General features: G+C 57.1%; 19 protein-coding genes. 4 read left to right on the plus strand and 15 right to left on the minus strand.

The genetic code is table 11. The annotated features are described in order from the left end of the window. Window positions 1–2: 2 nt before the first annotated feature. From atpA to QP503_RS07510, 14 genes are all read right to left on the minus strand, one after another. A complete protein-coding gene (gene atpA, locus QP503_RS07445; protein ID WP_103631926.1) occupies window positions 3–1,643 on the minus strand; it encodes a F0F1 ATP synthase subunit alpha in 1,641 nt (546 codons plus the stop codon). Between the two features lie 44 nt (window positions 1,644–1,687). Next, window positions 1,688–2,509, minus strand: coding sequence for an ATP synthase F1 subunit delta (atpH, locus tag QP503_RS07450; protein ID WP_179369756.1), 822 nt, complete (start codon window positions 2,507–2,509; stop codon window positions 1,688–1,690). Next, window positions 2,506–3,069 carry a F0F1 ATP synthase subunit B gene (locus tag QP503_RS07455; protein ID WP_103631928.1) on the minus strand — a complete coding sequence of 188 codons (564 nt, stop codon included), beginning with the start codon at window positions 3,067–3,069 and terminating at the stop codon, window positions 2,506–2,508. Before QP503_RS07455 ends, atpH begins: the two co-directional genes overlap by 4 nt. 8 nt (window positions 3,070–3,077) lie before the next feature. Further along, a complete protein-coding gene (gene atpE, locus QP503_RS07460; RefSeq protein ID WP_006681264.1) occupies window positions 3,078–3,287 on the minus strand; it encodes an ATP synthase F0 subunit C in 210 nt (69 codons plus the stop codon). Window positions 3,288–3,331: 44 nt separating this feature from the next. Further along, on the minus strand, window positions 3,332–4,213 hold the full coding sequence (gene atpB / locus QP503_RS07465) for a F0F1 ATP synthase subunit A (RefSeq protein WP_219585870.1): 882 nt from the start codon (window positions 4,211–4,213) through the stop codon (window positions 3,332–3,334). A 234-nt stretch (window positions 4,214–4,447) separates the two neighbouring features. Continuing rightward, complete coding sequence (locus tag QP503_RS07470) at window positions 4,448–4,894, minus strand: hypothetical protein (protein ID WP_103631930.1); 447 nt, start codon at window positions 4,892–4,894, stop codon at window positions 4,448–4,450. Between the two features lie 36 nt (window positions 4,895–4,930). After that, the gene (locus tag QP503_RS07475; protein ID WP_103631931.1) at window positions 4,931–6,025 is read right to left on the minus strand and encodes a glycosyltransferase family 4 protein; all 1,095 of its coding nucleotides are present in this window, start codon (window positions 6,023–6,025) and stop codon (window positions 4,931–4,933) included. Window positions 6,026–6,066: 41 nt separating this feature from the next. Beyond that, window positions 6,067–6,726: an L-threonylcarbamoyladenylate synthase gene (locus tag QP503_RS07480; RefSeq protein WP_285068065.1), complete on the minus strand. Its 660-nt coding sequence runs from the start codon at window positions 6,724–6,726 to the stop codon at window positions 6,067–6,069. After that, window positions 6,723–7,604 (minus strand): peptide chain release factor N(5)-glutamine methyltransferase, encoded by an 882-nt coding sequence (prmC, locus tag QP503_RS07485; RefSeq protein WP_219585211.1) that lies wholly within the window; start codon window positions 7,602–7,604, stop codon window positions 6,723–6,725. Before prmC ends, QP503_RS07480 begins: the two co-directional genes overlap by 4 nt. 32 nt (window positions 7,605–7,636) lie before the next feature. Then, complete coding sequence (gene prfA / locus QP503_RS07490; protein ID WP_219585212.1) at window positions 7,637–8,740, minus strand: peptide chain release factor 1; 1,104 nt, start codon at window positions 8,738–8,740, stop codon at window positions 7,637–7,639. A gap of 90 nt (window positions 8,741–8,830) precedes the next feature. Next, window positions 8,831–9,052: a 50S ribosomal protein L31 gene (rpmE, locus tag QP503_RS07495; protein ID WP_006681271.1), complete on the minus strand. Its 222-nt coding sequence runs from the start codon at window positions 9,050–9,052 to the stop codon at window positions 8,831–8,833. A 253-nt stretch (window positions 9,053–9,305) separates the two neighbouring features. Then, window positions 9,306–11,069: a transcription termination factor Rho gene (gene rho, locus QP503_RS07500; protein WP_285068064.1), complete on the minus strand. Its 1,764-nt coding sequence runs from the start codon at window positions 11,067–11,069 to the stop codon at window positions 9,306–9,308. Between the two features lie 256 nt (window positions 11,070–11,325). Further along, window positions 11,326–12,270, minus strand: a complete 945-nt coding sequence (gene thrB, locus QP503_RS07505) for a homoserine kinase (protein ID WP_179369763.1) — start codon at window positions 12,268–12,270, stop codon at window positions 11,326–11,328. A gap of 1 nt (window position 12,271) precedes the next feature. Beyond that, window positions 12,272–13,579, minus strand: a complete 1,308-nt coding sequence (locus QP503_RS07510; RefSeq protein ID WP_219585214.1) for a homoserine dehydrogenase — start codon at window positions 13,577–13,579, stop codon at window positions 12,272–12,274. A 358-nt stretch (window positions 13,580–13,937) separates the two neighbouring features. On the opposite strand from QP503_RS07510, the gene pflB reads away from it, so the two are divergent. The 3 genes from pflB (at window position 13,938) to pflA (ending at window position 17,475) form a co-directional block, all read left to right on the plus strand. Continuing rightward, on the plus strand, window positions 13,938–16,055 hold the full coding sequence (pflB, locus tag QP503_RS07515) for a formate C-acetyltransferase (RefSeq protein WP_219585215.1): 2,118 nt from the start codon (window positions 13,938–13,940) through the stop codon (window positions 16,053–16,055). Window positions 16,056–16,130: 75 nt separating this feature from the next. Continuing rightward, window positions 16,131–16,382 carry an autonomous glycyl radical cofactor GrcA2 gene (gene grcA2 / locus QP503_RS07520; RefSeq protein WP_179369766.1) on the plus strand — a complete coding sequence of 84 codons (252 nt, stop codon included), beginning with the start codon at window positions 16,131–16,133 and terminating at the stop codon, window positions 16,380–16,382. A gap of 163 nt (window positions 16,383–16,545) precedes the next feature. Continuing rightward, complete coding sequence (pflA, locus tag QP503_RS07525; RefSeq protein ID WP_285068062.1) at window positions 16,546–17,475, plus strand: pyruvate formate-lyase-activating protein; 930 nt, start codon at window positions 16,546–16,548, stop codon at window positions 17,473–17,475. 233 nt (window positions 17,476–17,708) lie between these two features. Here pflA and add read toward each other — a convergent pair whose 3' ends face one another. Beyond that, window positions 17,709–18,734, minus strand: a complete 1,026-nt coding sequence (gene add, locus QP503_RS07530; protein ID WP_285068061.1) for an adenosine deaminase — start codon at window positions 18,732–18,734, stop codon at window positions 17,709–17,711. A gap of 206 nt (window positions 18,735–18,940) precedes the next feature. On the opposite strand from add, the gene QP503_RS07535 reads away from it, so the two are divergent. Continuing rightward, window positions 18,941–19,843: an aldose-1-epimerase gene (locus QP503_RS07535; RefSeq protein ID WP_285068060.1), complete on the plus strand. Its 903-nt coding sequence runs from the start codon at window positions 18,941–18,943 to the stop codon at window positions 19,841–19,843. Window positions 19,844–19,907 lie beyond the last annotated feature (64 nt).

Consider the following 19,907-nt stretch of genomic DNA (forward strand, 5'->3'; position numbering starts at 1 on the left):
GATCAGGCCTTCTCGTTCGAGGGACGCTGACGGGTGATTTCTTCGCGAGTCTGAGCTGCTTCCACCTCGGAGTCATCCAGATTGGCAACGCCTCGACCGGCGCTGACCCACTGATCATGGAATGCCTTCACCTGGGATTCCAGTTCAGCTTCTGTTTCGCTTTCCAACAGACCGGTTGATTCGATCGTGCCCAGAACTGAAGAGTTCACGCGCAGGTGATCCAGCAGGGAGCGCTCGAAGGAAAGAACCGCGTCGACCTCAAGATCATCCAAGTAGCCATGCGTACCAGTCCAGATCGAAGCGACCTGCTCTGCAGTCGAATACGGCGATGCTTGCGGTTGCTTCAGAAGCTCCATCAGACGCTCACCGCGAGTCAGCTGCTGGCGGGTTGCTGGATCAAGGTCGGAAGCGAACATGGCGAATGCAGCCATCGAACGATACTGAGCGAGTGTCAGCTTCAGCGTGCCAGCAACCTTCTTCATTGCCTTCACCTGCGCGTCGCCACCAACTCGAGAAACCGAGATACCGACGTCAACGGCCGGGCGCTGATTCGAGTTGAACAGATCGGACTGCAGGAAGATCTGACCATCGGTAATCGAAATGACGTTGGTCGGAATGTAGGCAGACACGTCGTTTGCCTTGGTTTCAATGATCGGAAGCCCCGTCATTGAACCCGCACCGAGCTCATCGGAGAGCTTCGCACAACGTTCAAGGAGACGAGAGTGCAAGTAGAAAACGTCACCGGGGTATGCCTCACGCCCTGGCGGACGACGCAGAAGAAGGGAAACCGCTCGGTAGGCTTCAGCCTGCTTGGAGAGGTCATCGAAGATGATCAGAACGTGCTTGCCCTGATACATCCAGTGCTGGCCAAGTGCAGAACCCGTGTAGGGGGCCATGTACTTGTAGCCTGCGGGGTCGGAAGCCGGGGAGGCAACGATGGTCGTGTATTCGAGTGCACCGGCATCTTCCAGAGTTGAACGCACAGAAGCGATCGTCGAGCCCTTCTGACCGATAGCAACGTAGATGCATCGCACCTGCTTGTTCGGATCGCCGGATTTCCAGTTTTCGCGCTGGTTCAGGATCGTGTCCAGAGCAATCGCGGTCTTACCGGTCTTGCGGTCACCGATGATCAGCTGTCGCTGTCCGCGACCAATCGGGATCATTGAGTCGATTGCCTTCAGGCCGGTCTGCAACGGTTCGTGAACCGACTTACGCATCATGACACCGGGGGCCTGCAGTTCGAGTGCGCGTCGGCCATCAACATCGGTGATCTCGCCCAAGCCATCGATCGGGCGACCCAGCGGGTCAACCGTACGCCCAAGGTAGCCATCACCAACCGGGACAGAAAGAACTTCACCCGTTCGGTGAACAACTTGGCCTTCTTCGATGCCACCGAAGTCACCGAGGATAACGGCACCGATTTCGCGTTGTTCAAGGTTCATTGCCAGGCCAAGTGTGCCATCGGAGAAGCGGAGAAGCTCATTGGCCATTGTGCCCGGCAAGCCTTCGATGTGAGCGATACCGTCGGCGGTCTCGGTGACGTGGCCAACCTCTTCGGTGGCTACTTCACTGGGACGGTAGGACTGCATGAAGGAGTCCAATGCGCCACGGATCTCCTCGGGACTGATAGACAGGTCAGTCATGAGTAATTCCTTCTGTAAACGTTTCTAATCGGTAGTGGTGGCTGTTAGGAAGCCAGAGCCTGTTTCATATCTGAGATACGAGTCGAGAGGCTGGCATCGATCGATGTTGTCTGTGCACGTATTTTGAAGCCACCGACAAGACCGGGAACGACCGAGATAGCAAGCGAAATCTCTGAGTTGAAGCGCTTTTCCAAGAGCGAACGCAAGCGAGAAACCTGCTCTGGCGACATTTCGACCGCGCTTTGAACTGTGACAAGCCGCCTGTTTTGGATGACAGCTGACCATTCGGCGAAGCGCCGAAGGTTCACCAGAAGGCGCCCACGACGAGAACGACCGACGGCACGACGTAGCAAACGCATCGTCCACACTGAAAGCTTCGATTCAAAAATCGCGGTGGCTAGATCACCACGTTCATGGGATGTGCCTAGCGAAGCATCGGAAAGCTTCAAGCGGAGTTCACGGTTGCCTTCAAGGAAATGGCGTACTTCAAAGAGCTCGGATTCGACTCTATCGAGGCTCGAAGCACGATTCGCATCTGAAAGAACTGCGAGGATACCAAGGACCTCCGTGGCATCGGCAAAACTATCGAGATTCGACCAGTGTTCACGCACCATCATTTGAAGAACGCTGAGTGAAGCGTCCGTTGTAAGGTGCGAGCTCAGCAAAGTGCGAACCAGCTGGGCTTTGTCGTCACCACTACGTGATGGATCAGTGAATGCACGAATAACCCGCGGTTCTTTCTTCACGAGGTCAGTGATGGAGAAGAAGTCCTCTCCCACTGCACGCGCGTCGACACCGCTCTGGGCTAGTGCGTCTTCGAGTTGCGTTGCATATGCAACGCGAGAGAGTCGACCGAGTTCACTCATCGATTCGTACGCTCGCTTTCACGGAGAGTATCCGCCTCAAGATCGTCAAGGAAACGATCGACGACACGGCTGGTCAGTGCGGTGTCGCTCAGATGTTCACCAACGATCTTTTCTGCCAACTCGGTTGCCAGAAGACCAACGTCAGAGCGCAGGGAGATCTCAGCTGCCTGCTTTTCAGCAAGAATCTGACGTTGCGCGTTCTCGAGGATACGGGTTGCTTCGTTCTGTGCTTCCACCCGCGCGTCAGCAATGATGCCCTGTGCTTCTTGGGAAGCCTTTTCACGAATCTCGTGAGCCTCGATATTCGCCTGCTTCAGCACGTCTTCACGATCGCGTGTTACACGCGCCTGGTCTTCCTTTGCCTTTTCGGCAAAAGCAAGGCCCTCTTCGATCTTCGCTTGGCGTTCGTCCATTGCAGCGTAAAGACGCGGAAGAGCAAACTTACCAACGAGGAGGAGGACGATGAGTAGAACAAACGCCGACCAGAAGATCTCGTAGAGTGGAGGAAGAATGACGGCGAGGCCACCTACTTCCTCACTCGCGGCGATTACCTGGTGCATAGCGATGGTCACTTAACGATGAGCGGAAGAACGAAGCCGATGAGACCGAGTGCCTCGACCATGCCGGCGCCGATAATCATATTGGTGAACAGACGGCCACCAACCTCAGGCTGACGAGCGGTGGATTCCTGGGTCTTTCCGACCAGGAGACCAATGCCGATGCCAGGGCCAAGGGTTGCAAGACCGTAGCCGATGTAGGCAAATGCTGCGGTTGTCATAGTGTTCTTCCTTTTGTATTGGACGCCAAGAGGCGCGGTTGGGCTCAGTGAGCTTCGATGGACAGTTTGATGTAAACGGCGGAAAGGATCGTGAAGATGTACGCCTGAAGGAACGCAACGAAAACCTCGAAGGCCGTCATGACAAACATTGCTGCGCCGGTCAGCACGCCGAGGGAGCTCATTGCGTTGAGCTCGTGCAGAAGGATTGCGGTACCGAAGTAGGTCATACCCAAGAGCAGGTGACCAGCAATCATGTTCGCCAAAAGTCGCAACATCAGTGTGGATGGGCGAACAATGAACGTCGAGAGGAACTCAATCGGCGTGATCAGCAGGTACATTGCCTTCGGCAATCCCGGCGGGAAAAGCTGGGACTTAAAGTAGTGGCCAATGCCTTGGGCCTTGATACCGCTTCCGACGAAGGTCACGTAAGAGATGATGGCGAACACCATCGGAACAGCAACGACCGAGGATGCTGCAATGTTGATGCCGGGAATAACGCCGGCAAGGTTCATGGCCAAGACGCCAAAAAATGCAAACCCGATGAATCCTGCGAAGCGACGACCGTTCTTGTTCCCAAGCATTTCAAGCGCAACATTTGCGCGAATAAAATCGGCGAGGAATTCAACGGCCATCTGACCGCGACCTGGAACGAGCTTCGGCTTACGGGCAACACCGACCAGTGCAAGGCAGAGAACAAGCGCCATGATCACGCGGGCAAGAGTCAAGCGTGAGAACTCAAAAAGAGTTCCTTCCCCGAAAATTGCGCTCGGGAAAAAATCCTCAAGTCCGGGTTGATGGGGGTGCTGTGTAAAAGCGGGAATTGCCGTAACAACGATAACGATGACGAGAATGACAAGAAGCGTCCAATACCAGACCGGTTTTGCGGTGCTTGCTCGACGGCTCGTCGAGGGCGATGACGTGGACAGGGTGTCCTCCCGGGTAGGTTACTCGACTTTGACAGGCATTTTCACCGTTGATGAAGCGGTCTGACCATCGTATCAGCAGCGTGAGCTTTGATTCATCTTTAAACATGAACTCACCAGATTGGTATGGCTCACGTTTTCCAAATGGGAACGAACGAGCGTTCAGAGGAGCAGTTCACACACGCAGTCGAAAGCCAGTCACGAGGTTCTTTCTGAGCCTCGTGAACCTTCGCACAACTAGTCGACGTTGAACTGGCGCATTCGCACCAGCGCCACCAACTCGAACAATTGGGAGCCGACGATCGCGATCAAAGCGCAGGTAGCGGGAAAACGCACCGGCTGGGCAAAAGCGGTCGGTAGATAGACGAACAGAGCGATTGCGCCGATGCGACCGATGTACGAAAAGGCAATCCACGCCAGAGGATTGCGGGCGGGCTGGGCGAGCTCCAGAAGCGACCTCACATGAATGCCAATAACTGACGCGATCACGCCGATAGCAAGGAGGATTGAGAGGATTTGCGCTCCCCCCGCGTACCCCAGCGCCCCTACAAGGAGGATCGCCACCACTGCGGTCACGATTTCAAGACGCGCAAGCTTTGCCACGGTCGAAGCAAAGAAAGCGGGACGAGAATCGTCTACTCCTTCGTTTTCCTTCGGTTCGTGATTGTGGGAGGAAGTCGTCATTACAGGGTAGTTCTCTCAAAAGTGGGCGACGGGTATTCAGCGTGCGCTGTAGCGGGCACTAGGGAATTCGCGCAGTGTCAGCCCGACAGCAACAGCCAAGAATGGGCTGGTAATCAGCAGAATGATCTTCCAGTCGACCACAAGCAGACAGACTGCGGGAATACACACTAGGGCTGTCCACATCCACATGATCGCGACGACCGTACGGTGCGAGTGTCCTCGCATGATCAGACGATCATGGAAGTGGGATCGGTCGGCGTGGAATGGGCTCTTGCCTCGAAGCATTCGCCTGATCGACGTGACAATCAAGTCAAGAATCGGGATGAAAATGACCGACAAGGGCAGAACAATCGGGAGCACCCCGACGAAAACCTGTTGCGTTCCCAGCAGTGATGGGTTAATTTGCCCAGTCATGATGATGCCGGCTGCAGCCAAAACAAGACCGAGTGTCTCCGCTCCCCCGCCCATCATGATTGACGATGGGTGGAAGTTGAACCAGAGGAAGCCGACACATACGCCTACCAGCGTGATCGTAATCAACGAGGCCGTCGTCGCATACGATGTTGCGCCGACGATGCGGGTCACCGAATAGGAATAGACGAAGAATGCCGCCGCCCCGATAGCGATAATCCCCGCTGCTAGCCCATCAAGACCATCAATGAAATTGACGGCGTTAATGATGCCGACGACAAGGAACACTGTCACGATCAAAGACAGGCGCGATGACCCGATGGTGATGCCGAAGATCGGGAAAGATACCAGCTGAACACCGTTAAACGCCATGATTCCGGTGATCAGAATCTGCCCGGACAGTTTCGCCATCCAGTCCAGTTCGATGACATCGTCGATAACTCCAAGGATGCACATTCCGAGAGTGGCAAAAAGGACTGCCCAGGGAATACTGGTTGCATACAGGGGACTCATGTAGGGAATCCTCGACGCCAATAAAAGCGTCACGACAAGACCGACCGTCATCGCGATTCCACCAAGGCGAGGAATCGGGTCCTTCTGGATATCGCGGGAACGCAGCTTGGGAACAATCCCCCACGCAATGCACGCACACCTGACAATGGGAGTCATCAAAACGGTGACTCCCATGGCGACGAGCATGAGCAGAAGATAGACCTTCATCGGTCGGGGGTTCCAGGCCTTTCAGTGTGAACCGGTTGCGATCACTTTGATGTGTTCGCGGGTTCGATGGTGGTTCCAGCGGTAAGCGATAACTGTTCTAAGGATAGTGTGCCCAGACGGATTGCCCGTACCCCACCCTTCGTGAAGTCGAGGATTGTTGAGGGTGTCGAGCCGGGAGTCGGGCCACCGTCAACGTAGAGCGGAACCTGCGTCCCAAAGTAGTCCACTGCTTCGCCAACGCTTGTTGCCGGTGGATTTCCTGTGGTGTTTGCGCTGGTCAAAGCCAGTGGGCCGACCGTATCCAACAGCGTGCGGATGCGGGGCTCGTTCGGCATACGCACGCCGATTGTTCCCCCGGTTTCACCCAGATCCCAGCCAAGATCGGGGCGTGCCCGCAGGATCAGAGTCAATCCGCCCGGCCAGTATTCATCTGTCAACCGGTATGCAGCCTCGGGGATATCGACGCAAAGAGTTTCGATTGATTCGCGACCCGGAACGACAACGGGCGGCGGCATTTGGCGACCTCGTCCCTTGGCTGCAAGAACGCGAGCCACTGCGTCAGGATTACTCGCATCGCACCCGATTCCGTACACGGTGTCTGTCGGGATGATGATCAGCTGACCGCTTTTGACAGCGGTTGTCGCTTCCTTCAGGTCTGAGCTATCCCATGTGGGGGTGCAAGAAATGATTCGCGTAGTCACATCGGCATTGTGCCACGTCTGGTAACAAGATAGCGATCACGACCCGTCAGATCGGGCATGGTCTGAGGGTGCGTGAAGCCTGCCCGTTGTGCAGCGGTACGCATCAGTTCTGATTGACTCGGCGAGTGTTCAACAATCACCCAACCGCCGGGCTTCAGCAAGGTGGCGCTGCGCGCGAGGATCGCAGATGGAATCTGCATGCCACTCTCTCCCAGCCCGTAGAGTGCCATATCCGGGTCTCGCTGGGCTTCTGCCTGCGTCGGAGCCTCGTTAAAAGGAACGTAAGGCGGGTTCGAGACAACAATGTCGACACTGCCGTCAAGGTCAGCCAAAGTGGCCGGGTCAGTTGCGTCACCGTTCACGAGGCCAATGCGCCCGCCACCGTATTTTTCACAATTTTCCCTGGCGCATTGGAATGCCACCGGCGACAGTTCGACGGCGAAAACATCGCTTTTGGGGATTTCGTGTGCGAGCGAGCAGGCGATTGCACCAGATCCGGTACACAGATCGACGAGGCGCACGCTGTCACGAGTTTTCAGGATCTCGCGCGCCTGATCGATCGCCTGGCCCGCAACGACTTCGGTTTCTGGACGGCACACGAAGACACCTGGCATTGCACGCAACGTCAGACCACGGAAGAACATGCGCTCAGTGATGTGTTGCAGTGGAACACGTTTCATTCGTCGTTCAACCCCATCAATAAAGCGATGAACGATCGCTGGGGCGATGGGCTCACGGATTAACCACAGTGATTCCACATCCGCCGCCCATTCCAGAAGTTCGCGCGCCTCGGAAGCTGGAGCGGCCTCGTCGATCTGTGAAAGCTGGGCGCGTGCGAAGGCAAGAGCGTCGCGGACGGTGGAAATCTCGGCAGTCATTGGACGATCGGTGAAATGGTCGCGAGAGACTCTCAGGCGCTGGCAGAGGCGAGTCGCTCGGCTTCATCGGCTTCGATCAGCGAAGCGATGACGGGCTCAAGTTCGCCGGCAAGCACGCGATCAAGATTGTGCGCTTTGTAGCCGGTGCGGTGTTCAGCGATGCGGTTTTCTGGGAAGTTGTAGGTGCGTACGCGCTCGGAACGATCAACGGTGCGAACCTGGCTGAGGCGCTGGGCCGATGCTTCAGCTTCGCGCTTCGCACGAGCTTCGGCTGCCAAACGGGACGCCAAGACGCGCAGGGCTGCTTCCTTGTTCTGTAGCTGCGATTTTTCGTTCTGCATCGAGACCACGATGCCCGACGGAATGTGGGTGATGCGGACAGCGGAATCCGTGGTGTTCACCGACTGGCCACCGGGACCCGAGGAACGGTAGACGTCAATGCGCAGGTCGTTCGGGTCGATGACAATCTCAGTGTCATCTTCAATTTCGGGCATGACGAAGACGCCGACTGCGGAGGTGTGAATACGACCCTGCGACTCGGTGACGGGCACGCGTTGCACGCGGTGAACTCCGCCCTCGAACTTTAAGTGAGCCCACACGCCTTCTTCTGGGGTCACGGTTCCCTTGGCGCGAATTGCCAGCGTGATATCTTTGTAGCCACCGAGTTCAGTGTCCGTTGAAGAGAGTTCTTGGACGCTCCAGCCCTTCGATTCGGCGTAGCGCGCGTACATGCGAGCGAGGTCGGATGCGAAAAGAGCGGATTCTTCACCGCCCTCCCCTGCTTTAATTTCGAGGATGACGTCGAGGGCATCCTCACTGTCGCGCGGTGCGAGGATTTTCAGTAGCGCGTCGTAGGCGTCTTGCGCCTCATTTTCGAGGCCTGGAATCTCGTCAGCGAACGATGGATCTTCCGTGGCCAGTTCACGGGCAGCCTCAAGGTCATCTCGGGTGCTCGAGAGTCGATCAGCAGCAGCCTTGATGCGAGACAGCTCAGCGAAACGCCTTCCCACGCGACGCATCTTCGCAGGGTTGGACAGAGTATCCGGCGCCGACATCTCCTGTTCGACGCTTTCGTACTCGCTCAAGAGTGCTTCAAGGGCACTCAGACCTTCACTGGTCTCGTTATCGACTGTCATGGACTTCCTTTAAAGCTGAGTGGCCAGATACGCCTCGGCGCCGGGCGCTTAACGCTCCCGGCGCCGATCAAAACGCAACGTACGCTTGCCTCATTTGGAGGGGCGAACACGCTTTCCGTAACGTGCCTCGAACTTAGCGACGCGACCGCCGGTGTCGAGGATCTTCTGCTTGCCGGTGTAGAACGGGTGGCAAGCGGAGCAGACGTCCACGCGCATCTCACCGGTGGTGAGGGTGGAACGGGTGTGGAAGCTGTTACCGCACGTGCAAGTCACGAGGGTATCCACGTATTCGGGGTGGATGTCCTTCTTCATGGAGTATCTCCTGGGTTCGTTGGTGCCCCGGGTCCGGATCCGCAGATCTTCCCACATCTGGTGGCAAGTATCCTTCCGCCTTGGAGTATCCAATTGGAGTATCCAATTGGAGTATCCAAACGGTGGCGAACCGGTGAACCGATGGCCGACGGCGTCAATTGTGCCACTTTCGGCGCTCTTACGTCTATGTGGCAGGGCCCTCATATGCGTGAAACGCGCGACCTTTTGACGCGCGTTTCACGTCAGGGGGTTCTCAGTCAGCACTGGGAGTGGTCTTTTGGACCATCATCAGGAACTCAGCGTTCGACTGGGTTTCCTTGAGCTTTTCAAGGATCAGTTCCAGACCGGACTGCTGATCCAGCGTGCCAATCACGCGACGAAGCTTCCACATGATGCGAAGTTCTTCAGGCTGGAACAGCATTTCTTCACGGCGGGTACCGGACGCATTGACGTCGATCGCTGGGAAGATACGACGGTCTGCCAGCTGACGCGACAGACGCAGTTCCATATTGCCGGTGCCCTTAAACTCTTCGAAAATGACCTCGTCCATCTTCGAACCGGTCTCAACCAGAGCCGACGCGATGATGGTAAGCGAGCCGCCTTCCTTGAGATTACGGGCGCCACCGAAGAACTTCTTCGGCGGGTACAGGGCGGATGCGTCAACGCCACCCGACAGGATACGGCCGGAAGCCGGTGCGGCTAGGTTGTAGGCGCGCGACAGTCGCGTGATCGAGTCAAGAAGAACGACAACATCCTGGCCGAGTTCAACCAGACGCTTTGCGCGCTCTATGGCAAGTTCGGCGACGATCGTGTGATCCGATGCGGGGCGGTCGAAGGTCGAGGCAATGACCTCCCCCTTGACGATCGAACGCATATCCGTCACTTCTTCCGGACGTTCGTCAACCAGGACGACCATCAGGTGAACCTCGGGATTGTTGATCTCGATAGCCTTCGCGATCTGCTGGATGACCATCGTCTTACCGGCCTTCGGTGGCGAAACGATCAGGCCACGCTGGCCTTTACCGATCGGAGCGACCAAGTCGATAACGCGTGGCGTGTATGCCTTTGCGGACGTTTCGAGGCGTAGTTGCTCATTCGGGTAAACCGGGGTGAGCTTGGAGAACTCGCGACGAGCCTGCGCTTCCTCGATCGACATGCCGTTCACGGAGTCAACGCGAACCAGAGCGTTGTACTTCTGACGCTGCCGTTCACCTTCACGGGGCTGCCGAACGGCACCTGCAACGGCATCGCCCGCACGCAGACCCCAACGGCGAACGTTGCCAAGGGTGACATACACATCGTTCGGACCGGGAAGATAACCAGAAGTGCGAACAAATGCGTGATTGTCCTGAATATCCAAGATGCCAGCGATCGGAGCAAACTGTTCGTCTTCGCGCACCTGTTCTTCGCGGTCGCCACGATCATTGCGGTCACGGTTACGACGATTATAGCGATCGTTGCGGTTGTTGCGATCACGGCGACGGTTGTTGCGATCACGGCGGTTACGACCGCGCTCTTCGCCTTCTTCCCCTTCGGGAAGCTCAATGGCGTCCAGGGACGGAGCCTTGACGGAAGCGTTTTCTTCCGCTTCGGGCTTCTCACCGCCCTTCTTGGGAGCCGGCAGTTCAATAGTCGCCGGTTCGGTTGGTCCGGCGGTCGCGACGCGACGACGACGTGACTTGCGCTGGGGCTGTTCAGCGTCGTCATTCTTCGTTCCCTGATCCGGGGTTCCCTGGTCCTGGGCAGGTGCCTGGGTAGCAGGCGCAACCTGCTCATGTGAAACTTCAGCGGTAGCCGCACGACGCGTACCACGGGCACGGCGCGTGGGGGCCTCGTCAGATGAAGCGGAAGCCTTCTTAGCTGGCGCAGACGAGGAAGAAAGAGCTTCGATCAGGTCGGCCTTACGCATCTTTGACGTACCCTTGAGACCTTGGCTGGAAGCTAGCGCCTGGAGTTCAGCCAGCTTCATGCCCCGCAATGCAGACTGTGTCTTGGGGGCGGCTTGTTCGTTTGTCACGAATGAATCCTCACTGGATATGGAATGCTCTTTTCGAGCAAATGGGGATCTCCCTTTAAAACGGGAGGAATACGTTGCGATAACGCTGATCGCGTGACGTAAGGGATGAGCCACCAAAACGTGGCGGGCCGTAAGACCCGCTTCAAGTGTACCAACCGTTTGTCTCTATAGGCACCACAACGTTAAAGTCGCGCGTTTGTGCGCATAAAGTCACACGAGACTGAAAGAAAACAAAGAAAACAGAACTGAAGGATAATCAGTAGAGCTTCGCCAGTCGCCCGCGAGTAATCGCCGCACCTTTGCTTGGCACGTCAAGAGCCATGACCTTCCAGCCCGCTGATCTGGCGTCCGCGCAGATTTCGTCCGGCACCGTCTCCACGGCCAGAACCGTCGGTCCAGCACCAGAAACTGTGGCCGCGATGCCGGCATTGCGCAACCAATCCACCAGCGCAAGCGAAGGCTCCATGGCTTCGCGTCGGTATTCCTGGTGCAAAACATCCGCCGTGGCATCCATCAGCAGATCATGGAACGAGGCCTGCCCCACCGAACGAGCCTGTCCTGAAAGGAGCGCAGAAAGAAGAGCGGCTCGGGCAACATTGAAGCGCGCATCTGTATGGGCGACCACTTGCGGAAGAGCGGAACGGGCCTTTTCGGTTGCCAATTTAAAGTCAGGTATAAAGACGACGGGGGCAATGGTGTGAGGAACCGAGAGTGAAACTGCACCCGGCCGGCCGTTATCGACCCACGCGATGGTTGCTCCACCAGCGATTGCTGGCGCAACGTTGTCGGGGTGTCCTTCCAATTCGGTACCGATCATGAGGACTTCTTCGTCCGTCAGGACATCCTCGCGCCCGATAAGCGCGCGAGCAAGAAGAATTCCCGCAACGATCGCACTGGCCGATGAACCCATTCCGCGCGAATGAGGGATGCGGTTTGTGCAACGCATTTTCACGCCAACCTGCGGTGCGCCCGCACGATCGAGCGCTAAGCGCATCGCTTGGACGACAAGATTGTCTTCACCGGTTGCAACATTCCCTGCGCCCTCACCTTCAACGGTGACGCTTGTGTGGACTCCGGAGGTTGCGTGAACTGCAACTTCGTCCCAAAGGTTCAGCGCCAGCCCCAGCGAATCGAATCCTGGGCCAAGGTTCGCGCTGGTTGCGGGGACGCAGACGGCAACGAATTCTTCGGTGATTCTCATGTCACTCCCCTTCGACGCGAATCGCGCTGGTGACTTCACGAACCGCGGGCGAGTGCGACAGGGCGTGTGCGACTGCCGCCAGATCCGCTTCGCGGGCAAGGTGGGTTGTCGCCACGATCACGCAGGCACCCGGCTCCTTGTCGTCGCGCTGATGCACAGACTGGATGGAGACGCCGTGGCGAGCGAATATTCCGGCAACATCGGAAAGTACACCAAGGCGATCCTCTACCTGCATACGAATCTGGTAGCGAGTGAAGGCCATGCCCGGGTCAAGAATCGGCAGGTGAGCGTAGACGGACTCACGGGGTGCGTGTCCGCCGAATGCGCGGTGGTGGGCAGCAGCGACGAGGTCCGAAAGAACAGCGGACGCGGTGGGAGCACCACCTGCACCCTGACCGTAGAACATCAGACGGCCTGCTGCTTCACCTTCGATGAGGATGGCGTTGAATGCTCCATCGACACTGGCCAGAGGCGAATCGAGCGGGACGAGCGCGGGGTGGACGCGCATGGCAACGCCGTCTTTACCGTCTTCTCCAACACAACGCTCAGCGATGGCAAGAAGCTTGATCGTACGACCGAAGAAGGCAGCTTCTTCCATATCTTCTGCCGTGATCTTGGTGATGCCCTCAACGGCAACGTCATCGATTCCGACGCGCGTATGGAAAGCCAACGAGGCCAGAATTGAACACTTTGCCGCCGCATCGAAACCGTCAACATCTGAGCTGGGATCGGCTTCGGCAAAACCGAGCTCCTGGGCTTGATTCAACGCTTCCTCATAGGACAGGCCGCGCGACGCCATCGCATCGAGGATGAAATTGGTCGTGCCATTGACGATGCCCATCACCTTGGTGATGCGGTCACCCGCAAGCGATTCGCGCAGGCCGTAAACGACGGGAACTGCGCCCGCAACCGAGGCCTCGTAGTAGAGGTCTGCGCCGGTTTCAGCCGCAGCGGCATACAGCTCTGGACCGTGAGTAGCAAGAAGGGCCTTGTTGCCGGTCACCACGGAAATGCCCTGTTTGAGTGCTCGGATGACATAGGTTCGGGCTGGCTCAATACCGCCGATCAATTCAACGACAATGTCGTGGCCATCGATGGCTTCTTCGGGATGGGTCGTCAGAAGTGCAGGATCCACATCGTAGTCACGAGGCGCATCAAGCCTGCGGACCGCTACCTTGTTCACGCGTATACGCGCACCTGAACGAGCTTCAAAATCGTCGGCCTGCTCTGTGAGCATTCGGATAACCTGTGATCCGACGGTACCTGCACCGAGAACACCGACTTTCAGTTCGGGGCTACGCTCTTCCACCGAGAAACTCCTTGACCACTCACGCACGTGTTTGCGCTGTTGGTAATGAGCATAGGCATAGATAGGACTCAATACATACGCGCGTCCATTTCTTTGAGAGAGAACAATAGTCGAGCGCAACCTCGTGCTTAAAGAACATCACACCCACACTTAGGACTAACGTCCCCCTCGAAAATGTTTATTGTTAACAATTGTGCACGTTGTGATAACCCGCACCTGTGACAAATGACCTCTGTATGGAAACCCTAACTATGTAGGTACACAATTGTTACAAGGTACCTACCGGTACACATTCGAGAATCATCTAATGCAGTGCGGTACAACGATCGGCCGCAAGCATTTATTGAGAAGAGGAACGATGACAGAGCAGACCGCTCCCAGCATCCCCACACAAGAGGCTTGGACCGATTTCAAAACTGGAAATTGGGACAAAGAAATCGACGTCCGCGACTTCATCCAGCGTAACTACACGCCGTACGAGGGCGATGCCTCCTTCCTCGCAGGTCCCACCGAAAAGACCCTCCGCGTCTGGGACACCCTCGAAAAGGAGTACCTTTCCGAGGAACGCAAGGTCCGCATCCTCGACGTCGACACCCACACCCCCGCCGACATCGACGCCTTCAAGCCCGGTTTCATCTCCTCCGACGACGACGTTATCGTCGGCCTGCAGACGGACGCCCCCCTCAAGCGCGCGATGATGCCCAACGGTGGCTGGCGCATGGTCGAGACCGCCATCAAGGAGGCCGGTAAGGAGGTCGACCCCGAGGTCAAGAAGATCTTCACCCAGTACCGCAAGACCCACAATGACGCGGTCTTCGACATCTACACGCCGCGGATCCGAGCCGCCCGCTCCTCGCACATCATCACTGGCCTGCCGGACGCCTACGGTCGCGGTCGCATCATCGGCGACTACCGCCGCGTCGCCCTCTACGGCGTCGATCAGCTCATCGAGTGGAAGCAACAGGACAAGGACCGCTACGCAGACCAGCCTTTCTCCGAGCACTGGGCACGCTACCGCGAGGAGCACTCCGAGCAGATCAAGGCGCTCAAGAAGCTGAAGAAGATGGCGGCCGACTACGGCTTCGACATCTCCGGGCCCGCGAAAACCGCGAAGGAAGCGGTCCAGTGGACCTACTTCGGCTACCTCGCCTCTGTGAAGTCGCAGGACGGCGCCGCGATGTCGATCGGTCGCCTCTCCGCCTTCTTCGACGTCTACTTCGAGCGCGACCTCGCCGCCGGTCTCATCACCGAATCCGACGCACAGGAGATCATCGACGCCCTCGTCATCAAGCTCCGCATCACGCGCTTCCTTCGCACGATTGATTACGACCAGATCTTCTCGGGAGACCCCTACTGGGCAACCTGGTCAGACGCAGGCTTCGGCGACGACGGTCGCACGCTGGTCACCAAGACCTCATTCCGCCTGTTGCAGACCCTGCGTAACCTAGGCCCCGCCCCCGAACCGAATATCACGATCTTCTGGGACGAAAACCTGCCCAAGGGCTACAAGGAATTCTGCGCAGCGATCTCGATCGAAACCTCGTCCATCCAATATGAGTCCGACCCGCAGATCCGCCAACACTGGGGCGACGACGCCGCCATCGCATGTTGCGTCTCCCCGATGAAGGTCGGCAAGCAGATGCAGTTCTTCGGCGCACGCGTCAACGCTGCAAAGGCCCTGCTCTACGCCATCAACGGTGGTCGCGACGAAATGAGTGGCAAGCAGGTCGTTGAAGGCTACGAGCCCATCACCGGCGACGAACCACTGAAGTTCGACGAGGTCTGGGCCAAGTACGAAGAGATGCTCGACTGGGTTGTCGGCACCTACGTTGAAGCCCTCAACATTATCCACTACTGCCACGACCGCTACGCATACGAAGCAGTCGAGATGGCACTGCACGATTCCGAAATCATCCGCACCATGGGGTGCGGTATCGCAGGCCTGTCGATCGTTGCTGACTCGCTGGCAGCCATCAAGTACGCAAAGGTCACGCCGATCCGCGACGAAACCGGACTGGTTGTCGACTACACAACCGAAGGCGAATTCCCGACCTACGGCAACGATGACGACCGCGCCGATGAGATCGCCGCAACCGTCGTCCACACCGTCATGGACAAGATCCGTCAGATCCCGATGTACCGCGACGCAATCCCGACGCAGTCCGTCCTGACGATCACCTCGAACGTCGTCTACGGCAAGGCAACCGGCGCATTTCCATCCGGTCACCGCGCAGGCACCCCGTTCGCACCGGGCGCAAACCCGGAGAACGGCATCGACACCCACGGCATGGTTGCTTCCATGCTGTCGGTCGGTAAGCTCGACTACAACGATGCGCTCGACGGTATCTCGCTGACGAACACCATCACCCCGTCCGGCCTTGGCCGTACAAAGGCCGAGCAGATCGACAACCTTGTCGGAATCCTCGATGCAGGCTTCGTCCCGGACGATACCTGTGAAATGATTTCCAGTAACTAATCATTCTTACCGGGAGCGGGGCACTACCAAGCCCCGCTCCCGAGACCAGACAACACCCATAAGGAGAAAATCATCATGGCAACCAAGACCTACGAAGAGCGCCTCGCAGACATGAAGGCAGCCCGTGAAGAGCGCGGCGAGTCCGACGGCCTGTACCACGCCAACATCAACGTTCTTGATCGTTCCACCCTGGAAGACGCAATCGAGCACCCCGAGAAGTACCCGAACCTGACCGTTCGCGTTTCCGGCTACGCCGTTAACTTCGTGAAGCTCACCCGCGAGCAGCAGCTTGACGTTCTCTCGCGTACCTTCCACCACTCGGCCTGATATCCGCTTTACGCTGGCGTAAAACAGATTCAGCACCTTCCGGTTCGGGGCGCGGGGTTCTTCCTGCGCCCCGAATTGCGTCGACGCCCTTAACAATTGCGCACTCACAATGAACAGAGCATGAACGTGCGCCTCGTTCCCTTTCATTCACGATCAGGACACCATGACTGAGCTTTCCCACACCGCCCCCGTAGGCGATGGATCTTCAATCGTTCCCACCGGACCCATTGATTCCCACTCGAAGCTCCGCGATCAAGACTTCCAAGCACCGACCGGTCGCGTGGGCGGTCAAGGAGTCGCAGGCCTGGGTGAGCTGAGCGAGATGGAACGCACGGAGCGCCTGCACAAGATGCATGACGGCACGCTGGGATCCGTTCACTCGTGGGAGCTTGTGACCGCTGTCGATGGTCCGGGAACGCGTCTGACGATTTTCCTTAACGGATGCGGGCTCCGCTGCCTGTACTGCCACAATCCCGACACGTTCTTCATGAAGAATGGAACGCCCGTTGAGATCGACGAGATCCTCGGCCGTATCCATCGCTACCGTAAGATTTTCCGCACGACGGGTGGCGGTATCACCCTGTCCGGTGGCGAAGCCATGATGCAGCCGGAGTTTGTTCGTCGTATCTTGGCCGGAGCGAAAGCAATGGGGGTTCACACCTGTTTGGATACGTCGGGGTTCCTTGGCGCGAACTGCGATGACGCGATGCTCGACGATCTGGATTTGGTTCTGCTGGACGTGAAGTCCGGTATCCCTGAGCTCTATAAGAAGGTCACGACCGGCGACCTTCAGCCGACCGTTGACTTCGGTGATCGCCTGGCGGCGCGTGGCACGACACGCGTGTGGATTCGTTTTGTCTTGGTGCCGGGATTAACTGATGACAAGGACAATATCGAAGCGATAGGAAACATCATCACGAGGTGGCGCAATGTCATCGACCGCGTTGAGGTCCTCCCCTTCCATCAGATGGGTCAGGATAAGTGGGATTCACTGGGCTTGGATTATCAGTTGCGTGACACAAAGCCACCCTCGCCTGAGGCGACCGAGGAAGTTCGTGATTACTTCCGCTTACTGGGCTTCGAGGTTCACTGACGCTCAGTCGCTGTTCGTCCTATCGACGAGGCCCCACTTGAGTCTCTTTACTCTATGCGCCACGCACTTTGCGGGTATTTTTTCGTGAAAGGGGCGGGTGCTATCAATGAGTAGCACCCGCCCCCCACGTTTATTCAGGTCGGAAGTCTCACCGGTCTTGGCACATTCGCCACGAGACGTCACGGGGTCTGACGCGATCGGCTAAGCGCCCCCAGTGAAACCAGAAGACCGAGTCAGTTGGTTGCAACAAAAGCGTCGAGCTCACCCAGCAGGCGTGCACGCTCTGCGTCGGAAACCCAAGCGATTTCAAGAGAATTACGTGCCAGCTGAACAAGCATGTCCTTGGTGAAGCCTGCCTGGTCGGCAAGAGCGTAGAAATTGTCGGCAACGTAGCCACCGAAGTAGGCCGGGTCATCAGAGTTGATGGTGACCTTCACGCCACGTTCAAGGAGAGTCTTCACTTCCTTGTCCTTCATATCGTGGTTGTTCGCGGTGACGAACGAGTTCGATAGCGGGCAGGAGGTCAAGCCAATGCCCCTATCTGCGACCAGCTGAACCAGGGCATCGTCTTCCACGATGTTCGTGCCATGGTCAAGGCGCTCGGCACCGAGCTCAGTCAGCGCACGACGGATATTGTCGATAGAGCCAACCTGATCAATGTCGCAGTGCATCGTGACATGCAGACCGTTGTCCTTCGCCATCGCGAAGACCTCGGCGAACTTCTCCGGTGGATTATCGCGCTCGTCAGAATCTAGGCCAACGGCGAAGAACTTGTCCTTGTGTGGCAGTGCTGCTTCAAGGGTTTCTCGCGCGGATTCTGCGCTCATATCACGCAGGAAGCAGAGAATCAGGTCAGCGGAGAGTCCGTCTTCGCGTGCCTTCTCAACAGCCTTGTAGTAGCCGTTGATGACAGTTTCAATCGCAATACCACGCGTGGTGTGAGCCTGGGGATCGAAGAAGCACTCAGCGCGACGAACACCGTTCGCCTTGGCTCGCGCAAAGTAAGCGGAGGCCAGAGCCTCGAAGTCCTCTTCATCCTGCAGGACATTCATCGCCGGGTAATAGACGGCGAGGAACGAGGTCAGGTCGGTGAAGTTGTAGCTGGCCTGAACTTCCTCGATGGTCGACTGACCGATATCGACGCCGTGCTTGGTAGCAAGAGCAAGCTTAAGATCGGGTTCAAGCGTGCCCTCAAGGTGGAGATGCAGTTCTGCCTTGGGCAGGCCAGCAACGAATTCACGCGTGACGGTGGTGGTCACGATTCCTCCTTGGTAAAAGTTGTGCGACGAAAGTGTCACCCGCCCATTGTGTCACGACCGAATGACGAACATCTAGCCACTGAACAAATCGGTAGAGTGCCAGTTCGTGCCTCGTCAATTTCCTTCCCCACTTTGTCACTTTTCGCAACTAAGCTTGATTGCATAAGCGTGCTAGTCCACGCATTCACCAACCGTCAGGAGCACCCATGCCTACCCGTCACGCGTCCGGTTACGAAATCTTTCTTTCTTCTGGAGAATATGAGGCTCGGATTGTTACCGTCGGCGCCGGACTCGCCTCACTCACGTACGCAGGGCGCGACTTAGTCGTCGCCCATGACGCGGATGAAATTCCCGAAGGCTACTTGGGGAAAACGCTGATGCCCTGGCCGAACCGTATTGCTGGAGGAACATACACATGGGAAGACATCACCTACACGGTTGACGTGAATGAACCTGCAACCGGCTCAGCATTGCACGGTCTGATGACCTGGGTTGACTGGACGATTATTCACGCTGATTCTGACTCAGCAACACTGGGAGCATTCATCGCTCCCCGCTATGGCTACCCGTGGCCGATTGAAGCGTGGGTAACCTACGCGCTCAGCGCCTGCCGTGGTCTGACCGTCACTCTAGTGGCAAAAAACGTCGGCTCCACACCCGCCCCATATGGTGTTTCGTCCCACCCCTACCTGTCACTCGATGGCAAGAAGAATGATGGATACGAGGTTACGATTCCAGCCTCTGAAATCATCCGGGTCGATCAGAACATGGTTCCTGTTGAAATGGTCCCGGTAGATGATCTTGAGCGTGATTTCCGCACTCCGCGCCTACTTGGCTCACAATCTGTTGACCATGCTTTCACCGGTTTGCCCGAAGGTGAATGGACCGTTCAACTGCGTGATCCAGAAACCGGATTGACGGTTCAATTGAAGGCTGACACCCCGTGGGTTCAGGCGTTCACTGCTGATTCCATGGGACGAACCGGCATCGCTGTTGAGCCAATGACCTGCCCCCCGAATGCCTTTAATTCAGGCAAGGATCTCATTGTGCTTGCCCCTGGCCAATCCCACACGATGACCTTCACGATCATCGGTTCGATCGAAAGCTGAGGCTTTAACCCATACACGTACTGCTGGCCGACGGTATTCACTGTCGGTCAGCAGTACATACGCT

Origin of the sequence: Pauljensenia sp. UMB0895, from assembly GCF_030218905.1 — a bacterium.
GTDB classification, from domain to species: domain Bacteria; phylum Actinomycetota; class Actinomycetes; order Actinomycetales; family Actinomycetaceae; genus Pauljensenia; species Pauljensenia turicensis_A.